This window comes from Nocardioides sp. (genome assembly GCF_016462705.1).
Lineage (GTDB): Bacteria > Actinomycetota > Actinomycetes > Propionibacteriales > Nocardioidaceae > Nocardioides.
Map to the genome: position 1 here is coordinate 1 of NZ_JAEMSS010000173.1, position 8,850 is coordinate 8,850.

Below are 8,850 nucleotides of genomic sequence, written 5' to 3' on the forward strand. Positions count from 1 at the left end.
CCCGAGTCCCTCCCCGCCGTCCCCGACGTCGAGGAGGCGATCCGGGAAGCGCTGCTCAACCCGGTGGACTCCGAGCCGCTGCCCGAGCTGCTCAGGCCCGGCATGCGGCTCACGATCGCCTTCGACGACCTGTCGCTGCCGCTGCCGACCATGCGGGCCCCCGACATCCGCGGCCGGATCATCGAGCAGGTCCTGACCATGGCCGCCGAGGCCGGTGTGGACGACGTCGAGCTGATCGCGGCCAACGCGCTGCACCGCCGGATGACCGCCGCCGAGCTCAAGCACATCGTCGGTGAGCGGGTGTTCCGGTCCTTCTACCCGCAGGGCTTGCTCTACAACTTCGACGCCGAGGACCGCGACGAGCTCGCGCACCTCGGCACGACCGACAAGGGGGAGGACGTCGAGATCAGCAAGCGGGCGGCCGAGTCCGACCTGCTGATCTACGTCAACGTCAACCTGGTCGCGATGGACGGTGGCCACAAGTCGGTCGGCATCGGCCTGGCGTCGTACAAGTCGATCAAGCACCACCACAACGCGAAGACGATGGTCCACTCCCGCTCCTTCATGGACCACAAGCACTCCGAGATGCACTCGTCCGCCTGGCGGATGGGCCGGCTGATCAAGGAGCACGTCAAGGTCTTCCAGATCGAGACGACGCTCAACAACGACGTCTTCCCCAAGCCCTACGACTTCCTGCAGAAGCGCGAGTGGGAGTGGTCGGTCAAGGACCAGGCCACGATGCTCGGCATGCGCCGCGGGCTGTCGATCGCGCCGCCCAAGCTGAAGCACAAGATGTTCCACGACCTGCGCTCGGTCTACGGGCTGACCGGCGTCACTGCTGGCGAGGTCGAGGCCGTGCACGAGATCACCGTGGCGAAGGTTCACGAGCAGCACCGGGTCGAGGTCCAAGGACAGTCCGACGTCGTCGTGATGGGCGTGCCCTACCTCGGGCCTTACAACGTCAACAGCTCGATGAACCCGATCCTCGCCGCCTGCGCGAGCCTGGGCTACTACTTCAACTCCTACCTCGGCCAGCCCGTCGTCCGGAAGGGTGGGGCAGCGATCCTCTACCACCCGCTCGACGAGGGCTTCAACCAGCTGCACCACCCGTCCTACGTCGACTTCTACGAGGAGGTGCTCGCCGAGTCGACCGACCCGCACGTGGTGGGGGAGAAGTACGAGCAGCAGTTCGCCAACGACCCCTGGTACATCCACCTCTACCGGACCTCGCACGCCTACCACGGCGTCCACCCGTTCTACATGTGGTATTGGATCGCGCACGCCCTGGACCACCTCGAGGAGGTCATCTGGGTCGGTGGCGACCGCAAGGCGGCTGCGCGGATGGGCTTCCGGGCCGCGACCACGCTGCAGGACGCGCTCGAGATGGCGTCGGGCTCGGTCGGTACGTCGCCGTCGATCACCTACCTGCACAACCCGCCGCACCTGCTCGCGGACGTCCGGTGAGCTGCGCGTGAGCTTCATCAAGGACGGCGTCTCCGACGTCAAGCAGGTCGCCCGGGGCTGGCGGTGGGGGCGGCGCGGCCAGGTGCCGCGCTCGGCGGAGCCCTACGTCCTGCCCTCGAAGTCGACGGTCTTCCGCAGCGACTGGTCGCGGCGCAGGCCGGCGATGGTCGCGCGCGAGGTGGCCCAGAAGGGCGGGCTCGAGCCGCTGTTCCGCTCGCAGGTCCGCACCGACGTGCAGGGCCTCGACGTGCTCGACCGGGTGGACGGGCCGGTCATCTTCGCGGCCAACCACGCCTCGCACCTCGACACCCCGCTGGTGCTGCTGTCGCTCCCCGACGAGTGGCGCCGCAGGACTGCTGTCGCCGCGGCGGCTGACTACTTCTTCGACACCTGGTGGCGGGCGGTCGGCTCCTCGCTGATCTTCAACACGTTCCCCATCGACCGCCGCGGCGGCACCATGGCGACCACGCCGGGTGAGGTGCTGGCCGACGGCTGGAGCCTGGTGATCTTCCCGGAGGGCACCCGCTCCCAGGACGGCTGGATGGGCAACTTCCGGATGGGTGCGGCGTTCCTGGCGCTCGAGCACGACGTCCCCGTCGTCCCGGTCGCGCACCGTGGCACCTTCGCCGCCATGCCGCGTGGCCAGAACTGGCCCAGCAAGGGGCGCCGCCAGCTCACCATCCGCTTCGGTGAGCCGCTCCGGGCGCGGCCCGGGGAGGGCGTCCGCGAGTTCGCGCCCCGGATCAAGTCCGCCGTGGCCTCCTTGCTCGACGAGGACAAGACGACCTGGTGGGAGTCCCGGCAACGGGCCGCCGCCGGCTCGACGCCCGACCCGTCCGGCCCGCCGGTGGCGCAGTGGCGCCGGGTCTGGGAGCAGTCGGAGTCGCCGGTCTCGACCGAGGGGCCGGCCTCGCGGCTGCGTGCCTGGCGGCGCTAGCACACCGACACCGACCCGGCGCCGCACGCCGGTGAGAGGGCTCTCATCGGTGGCTCATGGTGGGCTCACGGCGCCGGGGCACTGTTCTTCTCGTCAACCCACCGATGAGAGGAACCATCATGAGCAAGGCACTCCGCCTCAGCGCCCTGGCGATCGCCGGAGCGACCACCACCGGCCTGATCGGCTTCACCGCCCCAGCGCTCGCCGACGGCGGCAGCGCCTACAAGCGGGACGACAACGGCGGACAGGTCGTCACGACCGTCGACCGTGACGACGATGACGACGACGGCAACACGAACACGAACACCGGCGGCGGTGACGGCGACGGGACCAACACGAACACCAACAGCCACGCCGGGGCCGGCACGGGTGACAGCCGCTCGCGGGCCGACAACACCAACAGCCGGGTGACCGACGTGTCCCGCGACCGGGACAAGAGCCGCGGTGACCTCACCAAGGACATGACGAAGGACGGCGGCGACAAGACCCGCGACCGCTCCGCCAACAGCACCAACGACCGCTCGCGCAACGACACCCGCCGCTGACCGGGACGAGGACGACGCTCATGACCACGACCGACAACAGCTGGGGCTTCGAGCAGGGTGACGAGATCACCCGCGACCTCATCACCGTGAAGCGGCTCGGGGGCGGCTCGGCGTACGAGGCCTACCTGGCCTTCGACGAGATCACCTACGGCCCCGTCGTCGTCAAGGTCGTCCGGCCCGACCAGGTGTCCGACGAGTCCAGCCTGCGCGGGCTGCGCCGCGAGGTGCAGGCGCTGGCGACCGTCAACCACCCGGTCGTGGTCCGCGGTCTGCGTCATGAGCTCGAGGGGGAGCGCCCGCACGTGGTGCTGGAGCAGATCGACGGGCCCCGCCTGTCGTCCCTGATCCGGCGCCACGGGCGCCTCCCCGAGCAGCAGTACCTCCCGCTGGCGATCGAGATCGCCGGCGCGCTGCACTACCTGCGCCGCCTGGGCTGGACCCACCTCGACATCAAGCCCAGCAACATCATCATGGGCGCCCCGGCGCGTCTGATCGACCTGTCGGTGGCCCGCACCGTCGAGAGCGCGGCCGCGCTCGACCACGAGATCGGTACCGACGCCTACATGGCCCCGGAGCAGTGCCTGCCCGGACAGCGGGGTCGTCCGGGACCGGAGAGCGACGTCTGGGGCCTGGGCGCGACCCTGTTCCACGCGGTGGCCGGCTACCAGCCCTTCCCCGAGGGCGACCGCCGCGCTCGGGACCGCGAGCTGCGCTATCCACAGCTCGTCGAGGCGCCGTCCGAGCTGCCCGAGACGACACCGCACGAAGTGCAGAAGGCCGTCCTCGCCGCCCTCGAGCCCGACCCCGCCGATCGACCGCTGCCGCACGAGCTGGCCGAGGCGCTCGAGCCGGTCATGGCCCGACAGCCCAAGGCCCGGTTCGCCGGGTTCACCACCCGCTGACCCCGCAGACCGAGCGGCTCCTTCGACGTCGAGCGCAGGACCGAGGACCTGGCCGGCACCGACCGGGTGGTCTTCAAGGCGTCCTACGCCGGCCAGAAGTGCCGGGGCGTCGTTCCCTTCGGCTGAGCCCTCCAGGTCCGCCCCCTCGGGTCAGGGTCGGACCAGGGCTGATCCCGATGGTGCGCCGTGGGTGGCCGGAGCATGCTGGAGCCACCAGCCAGACAACCGGAGGAACACCATGAACGACGTCCGCACCAGCTTCGCCAACCAGGGCCTCATCCGCCCGCGCGACGGCCGGATCCTCGGAGGCGTCTGCGCAGGCCTCGGCCGCCGGTTCGGTCTCACGCCGTGGATCTCGCGGCTGCTGTTCGTGCTGATCCTGATGGTCGTGCCGGGCAGCCAGCTGCTGATCTACCCGGTCCTGTGGATCCTGATGCCGGCCGAGGAGAACCTCGCCTACTCGGCTCCGAGCGCGCCCTCGACGACCGCCTGAGGTGTGCGCCCCATCGCCAAGAGGTGGGGGCTCAGGTCCCGCAGTCCGGGCTGCGACTCGTAGGCCGCCGCCAGCGTCCTGGCGGCGGCCACCAGGCGGGGGTCGTGGGAGCGGCTGACCTCGATGGCCTGAGCGCCCGGGCCCTCCAGCCCCACCGTGCGGACGTCGCGCAGCCCAGCGTCCACCGCCTCCTGCTCGAGATCGTCGGCCAGGTGGAAGTGTCCACCCGGGAACCCGGCCGGCCCGAGCTCGCCGGCGCCGTCCTCGATCATCCGCCGCCACTTCTCGGGCATGGGGGACCCGGTGGCCGGGGCGCCCGTGGTGGCGCGTGCGATCGAGGGCTCGATGACGGTGACCCATGCCATGGCCGCGAGCCGCGAGACTCCGGCACCGAAGACCCAGCCGCCGGGCCGGACCACCCTGATCGCCTCGCTCCACGCGCGGAGCCGATCCGCTCGGTGGACCAGGTGGTAGAGCGGCCCCAGGAGCAGCGCGGCGTCGAACTCGTGGTCGCCGACCGGGAGTGACCGGGCATCCCCACGCACGGCGGTGAAGGTCCCGTGCGCGCCGGCCGCCTCGACATGGCGGGGGACCGGGTCGATGAGCAGCACCCGGTCACCCCGGCCCGCCAAGGCTGCCGCGTGCACGCCGGAGGCGCCACCGATGTCGATGATCCGTGACCCGGCAGCCACCCGGTCGCGCACGATCTGCTGCGTGCGCTCGAGCTCCAGGGCCCCCTGGCCGGAGCGCCCGACGAGACGGTCGCTCTCGTCGAACTCCGCGCCGTAGTAGGACAGCACCCGGGCATCGACGTGCTCCTGGGGTGACCGCTCCGGCATGGTGGAACTGTCACAGGTCGTGCCCTGGTGCGGCATCCGGTTTCCCCGTCGCCCGGAGTCCGGGTCGGCGTCCTGGCTATCGTCCCCGCGTGGGCCTCGACACCGACTACACGACCAAACTGCTGACCCCGCACACGTGGGACGACTTCGCCGGGCTGGTCGAGGCCAACAACGGCGTGTGGGGCGGCTGCTGGTGCATGGGCTTCCATCCCGAGGGCTTCTCGGGCGGCGGCCCCGAGGCCAACCGGGAGCGGAAACGAGCCCACACGGAGCGCGGCACGGTGCGCCAGGTGCTGGTCTACGACGGCGACACCTGTGTCGGCTGGTGCCAGTTCGGGTCACCGGCCGAGCTGCCCAACATCAAGAACGCGGCGGCGTACGAGAAGTCCCTGGTCGAGGTCCCGCGGTGGCGGATCGGCTGCATCTTCACCGGGAGCAAGCACCGCGGTCACGGCGTCGCCCGGGCCGCGGTCGAGGGGGCCCTGGCGGAGATCCGGGCGGCCGGCGGTGGCCTCGTGGAGGCCTACCCGGAGCAGACCGCGGAGCGGAAGCCGCAGCGCGGCGCCTACCTGCACACAGGGCCGGAGGCGCTCTACGCCGGCCTCGGGTTCGTGCGCGACCGCCGGATCGCCAAGTGGCGCTGGGTGATGCGGCTCGAGGTGTGAGCGGGCCCCCGTGTCGCCCCCGGCAGGATGGATGCCGTGGATCAGAGCGACGAGACGTACGAACCGGTGACCTATGAGCACCACGACCACGTCGAGGGGCCGTTCTTCCACGGGACCAAGGCCGTGCTCGAGGTGGGCGACGAGCTCGTGGCCGGGTTCGGCTCCAACTTCGAGGAGGGCCGGGTGATGAACCACGTCTACTTCAGCTCGCGGGTGATGCCCGCCGCCTGGGGTGCCCAGCTCGCGAGTGCTCTCGCGGGACTGAGCGACCGTGGCCACATCTACGTCGTCGAACCACTCGGCCCGTTCGAGGACGACCCGAACGCCACCAACAAGCGGTTCCCCGGCAACCCGACGAGGTCGTACCGCACACGGGACCCGCTCCGGGTCGTCGCGGAGCTCGATGACTGGGAGGGTCACCCGCCTGAGGCGGTCGAGGCGATGCTCGGCAGCCTCGACGCGCTCCGCGCCGAGGGCCGGGCCGTCATCGACGACTGAGCCAGGTCGGACATGGCCCGAGTCCGGTCAGCTGGCGAACCGATAGCCCATCCCGCGCACGGTGGCGATGGTGGCGGCACCGAACTTCTTGCGAAGGTAGCCCACGTAGACGTCGACCACGTTGGAGCCGGGGTCGAAGTCGAAGCCCCAGACCTGGTCGAGCAGCTGCTCGCGGGACAGGACCTGGCCGGCGTTGGTCATCAGGACCTCCGCCAGCCGGAACTCGCGCGCCGACAGGTCGATCTCCTTGCTGCCGACGGTCGCCCGGCGGGTGCGTACGTCGAGGCTGACGCCGCCGGCCTCGAGCACGTCACCGCGGCCGTCGCCGGTGTCGGTGCGCTGCCGGAGCCGGAGGTGGATGCGGGCCAACAGCTCGGCGAAGCGGAACGGCTTGGCCATGTAGTCGTCCGCGCCACCCTCGAGAGCGCTGACCGTGTCGGTGACGGAGTCGCGGGCGGTGAGCACGATGACCGGCAGCTTGGAACCCTGCGAACGGAGCTGGTCGAGCACGTCGAACCCGTCGAGCGAGGGGAGACCGATGTCGAGGACCATCAGGTCGAAGTCGCCGGACATGGCGTGGTCGAGGCCCTCGCGACCGTCCGCGACCACGGTCGTGAGGTGGCCGTCGGCGCGCAGGCCCTTGGCCACGAACGAGGCGATCCGCTCCTCGTCCTCGACGATCAGGACCCGTGCCATATGGGCAGCTCCTCGGTCTTGTCCTCGACCCGCGAGGCGAGAGTGGTGGTGTCCTCGGCCTCGTCGATCTCGTCGATCTCATCGATCTCGTCGGGCTCGTCTTGTTCCTCGGCGGATCCGATCGGGATGACCAGCGTGAAGACGGCGCCGTGCGGCTGCGCGTCGGTCACGGTCACGGTGCCCTCGTGGGCCAGCGCGATCGCCCGGACGATGGACAGTCCCAGCCCGAAGCCCTCGTCGTGCTCGGGCACCCGGCTCCGGCCGAAGCGGTCGAAGATCTGGTCGCGGTCGCCGGGCGGCACGCCGGGCCCGGAGTCGCGCACCCAGAGCTTGGCGCTGTTGCCGTCGTAGGACGAGCCCAGCGCGATCTCGTCCCCGGCGTCGGTGTGCTTGACGGCGTTGTCGCACAGCTGGAGGAGCGCCTGGGTGAGACGCTGCTCGTCCACCTCCGCGGTCACGCTGGCGGTCCCGTCCAGCGACCAGCGCCGCTCGCCCAGGGCGCGAGCCTTCGCGAGCACGTCGACGGTCAGTCCGGTCAGGTCCACAGGCCGGCGGCTGATGAAGTCGGGGCGGTCGCTCTTGGCGAGCAGGATGAGGTCACCGACCAGGCGCGCCATCCGGTCGACCTCGTCGAGCAGCAGGTCGCGGGTCTCGGCGATCTCCTCCGGGCTGCCGACGTCCAGCAGCTCGAGGTGGCCGCGCAGCACGGTCAGCGGCGTCTTGAGCTCGTGCCCGGCGTCGTCGAGGAACTGGCGCTGGCCGGTGAACGCCTCGTCGAGACGGTCGAGCATCCCGTTGACGGTGCGGGTGAGCGCAGTGATGTCGTCGTTGCCGGTCACCGGCAGCCGACGGGACAGGTCGGTGTCGGTGATCTCGTCGGCCGTCTCCCGCAGCGTCCGCAGCGGGGCGAGCAGGCGGCCGGACTGCCAGGCGGCGAAACCGGTGACCAGCAGCAGCGCGAGGGCCGAGACGGTCGCGAACGTCCGCATCGTGTCGTGCAGGCCCGCGTAGGTGTCGTCCTGGAAGGTGACGACCACGAAGGCCCCGCGCTCCGTGCCCTGCTGGACACCCTGGACGTCGATGAGCAAGGTGCCGAACTCGCTGTCCAGCGTCGTGCTGCCGTTGTTGGCCACGAGGGGGCGGACGGCGGAGACGAAGTCGGGGTTCTTGGTCACCTGGTCCCAGGCCGGCAGCTGGACCTGGGGCTGGTCCAGCCACCAGCCGACCAGCAGCTCGTTCTCGGAGGGGACGTTGCGCCGCATGTACGCCGTGATCAGCGCTTCCACGCTGGCGAACGGCTGCTGGGTCTCGGCGTCCAGCCCGTTGTCCTGAAGAGTCGCGAACTCGGCGAACTCCTGCTCGATCGTGGCCTGGTTGGCGTCGTCGACCCGGCCCTTCTCGATCAGGTAGACGATCGCGCCGGCCCCGGCGAGCGCGAGCATGGTGAGCAGCGCAACGGCCGCCGTCATGCGTAGACGGACCGAAGCGCCGGACCGTCGTGGTCCGGCGCCCCTGCGCAGCCTCAGTCGCTCAATCGTCGTCACGACCGCCACCGTCGTCGTCCCGGTCGTCGTCCCGGTCGTCGTCGCGGTCGTCGTCCCGGTCGTCGTCGCGGTCGTCGTCGCGGTCGTCGTCGCGGTCGTCGCCGCCGCCCCCGGGACCGCTGTGGTCGTCGCCGTAGTCGTCCTGGGGACCGGAGTCGTCGTCCACGTCGTCGGGCTCGAGGTCGACCGTGTCGACGTCGTCGTCGCTGTCGTCGTCCCCGTCGTCGCTGGAGGGCGTCTCACCGGGGTCGCGGGTCGGTCCGGTGC

Annotated in this window: 10 protein-coding genes and 1 pseudogene; 7 read left to right on the forward strand and 4 right to left on the reverse strand. The window is 70.8% G+C overall.

Annotated features, from left to right (window positions below):
- The 5 genes from JHD21_RS17895 to JHD21_RS17915 form a co-directional block, all read left to right on the forward strand.
- A partial coding sequence (locus JHD21_RS17895; RefSeq protein ID WP_292677925.1) for a lactate racemase domain-containing protein occupies window positions 1-1,464 on the forward strand: 1,464 nt, incomplete at its 5' end.
- Between the two features lie 7 nt (window positions 1,465-1,471).
- Complete coding sequence (locus JHD21_RS17900) at window positions 1,472-2,401, forward strand: lysophospholipid acyltransferase family protein (protein WP_292677926.1); 930 nt, start codon at window positions 1,472-1,474, stop codon at window positions 2,399-2,401.
- Between the two features lie 119 nt (window positions 2,402-2,520).
- Window positions 2,521-2,946, forward strand: coding sequence for a hypothetical protein (locus tag JHD21_RS17905; protein ID WP_292677928.1), 426 nt, complete (start codon window positions 2,521-2,523; stop codon window positions 2,944-2,946).
- 20 nt (window positions 2,947-2,966) lie between these two features.
- Window positions 2,967-3,848, forward strand: coding sequence for a serine/threonine-protein kinase (locus JHD21_RS17910; RefSeq protein WP_292677930.1), 882 nt, complete (start codon window positions 2,967-2,969; stop codon window positions 3,846-3,848).
- Between the two features lie 238 nt (window positions 3,849-4,086).
- Entirely contained in the window at window positions 4,087-4,341 is a 255-nt protein-coding gene (locus tag JHD21_RS17915) for a PspC domain-containing protein (RefSeq protein WP_292677932.1), read from the forward strand.
- Here the strand turns inward: JHD21_RS17915 and JHD21_RS17920 are convergent.
- A complete protein-coding gene (locus JHD21_RS17920; RefSeq protein WP_292677934.1) occupies window positions 4,305-5,180 on the reverse strand; it encodes a class I SAM-dependent methyltransferase in 876 nt (291 codons plus the stop codon). The two genes, JHD21_RS17915 and JHD21_RS17920, sit on opposite strands and share 37 nt — an antisense overlap.
- A gap of 89 nt (window positions 5,181-5,269) precedes the next feature.
- On the opposite strand from JHD21_RS17920, the gene JHD21_RS17925 reads away from it, so the two are divergent.
- Together JHD21_RS17925 and arr are read left to right on the forward strand one after the other, a co-directional pair.
- On the forward strand, window positions 5,270-5,845 hold the full coding sequence (locus JHD21_RS17925) for a GNAT family N-acetyltransferase (protein ID WP_292677936.1): 576 nt from the start codon (window positions 5,270-5,272) through the stop codon (window positions 5,843-5,845).
- 36 nt (window positions 5,846-5,881) lie between these two features.
- Window positions 5,882-6,343 carry an NAD(+)--rifampin ADP-ribosyltransferase gene (gene arr / locus JHD21_RS17930; RefSeq protein WP_292677938.1) on the forward strand — a complete coding sequence of 154 codons (462 nt, stop codon included), beginning with the start codon at window positions 5,882-5,884 and terminating at the stop codon, window positions 6,341-6,343.
- A gap of 27 nt (window positions 6,344-6,370) precedes the next feature.
- On the opposite strand, the gene JHD21_RS17935 is transcribed toward arr, so the two are convergent.
- From JHD21_RS17935 to JHD21_RS17945, 3 genes and pseudogenes are all read right to left on the reverse strand, one after another.
- Window positions 6,371-7,039, reverse strand: a complete 669-nt coding sequence (locus JHD21_RS17935; protein WP_292677940.1) for a response regulator transcription factor — start codon at window positions 7,037-7,039, stop codon at window positions 6,371-6,373.
- Window positions 7,024-8,508, reverse strand: a complete 1,485-nt coding sequence (locus JHD21_RS17940) for a HAMP domain-containing sensor histidine kinase (protein WP_292677941.1) — start codon at window positions 8,506-8,508, stop codon at window positions 7,024-7,026. The genes JHD21_RS17935 and JHD21_RS17940 overlap by 16 nt, the downstream gene beginning before the upstream one ends.
- Before the next feature lie 61 nt (window positions 8,509-8,569).
- Window positions 8,570-8,850 (reverse strand): annotated as a pseudogene (locus tag JHD21_RS17945) (hypothetical protein); the annotation flags it as partial.

Excerpts from the sequence above, each read along its gene's own strand:
- JHD21_RS17905 (WP_292677928.1), top strand. The coding sequence starts at position 2,521 with ATGAGCAAGGCACTCCGCCTCAGCGCCCTGGCGATCGCCGGAGCGACC.
- JHD21_RS17910 (WP_292677930.1), top strand. The coding sequence starts at position 2,967 with ATGACCACGACCGACAACAGCTGGGGCTTCGAGCAGGGTGACGAGATC.
- JHD21_RS17915 (WP_292677932.1), top strand. The coding sequence starts at position 4,087 with ATGAACGACGTCCGCACCAGCTTCGCCAACCAGGGCCTCATCCGCCCG.
- JHD21_RS17920 (WP_292677934.1), bottom strand. The coding sequence starts at position 5,180 with ATGCCGGAGCGGTCACCCCAGGAGCACGTCGATGCCCGGGTGCTGTCC.
- JHD21_RS17935 (WP_292677940.1), bottom strand. The coding sequence starts at position 7,039 with ATGGCACGGGTCCTGATCGTCGAGGACGAGGAGCGGATCGCCTCGTTC.
- JHD21_RS17940 (WP_292677941.1), bottom strand. The coding sequence starts at position 8,508 with ATGACGGCGGCCGTTGCGCTGCTCACCATGCTCGCGCTCGCCGGGGCC.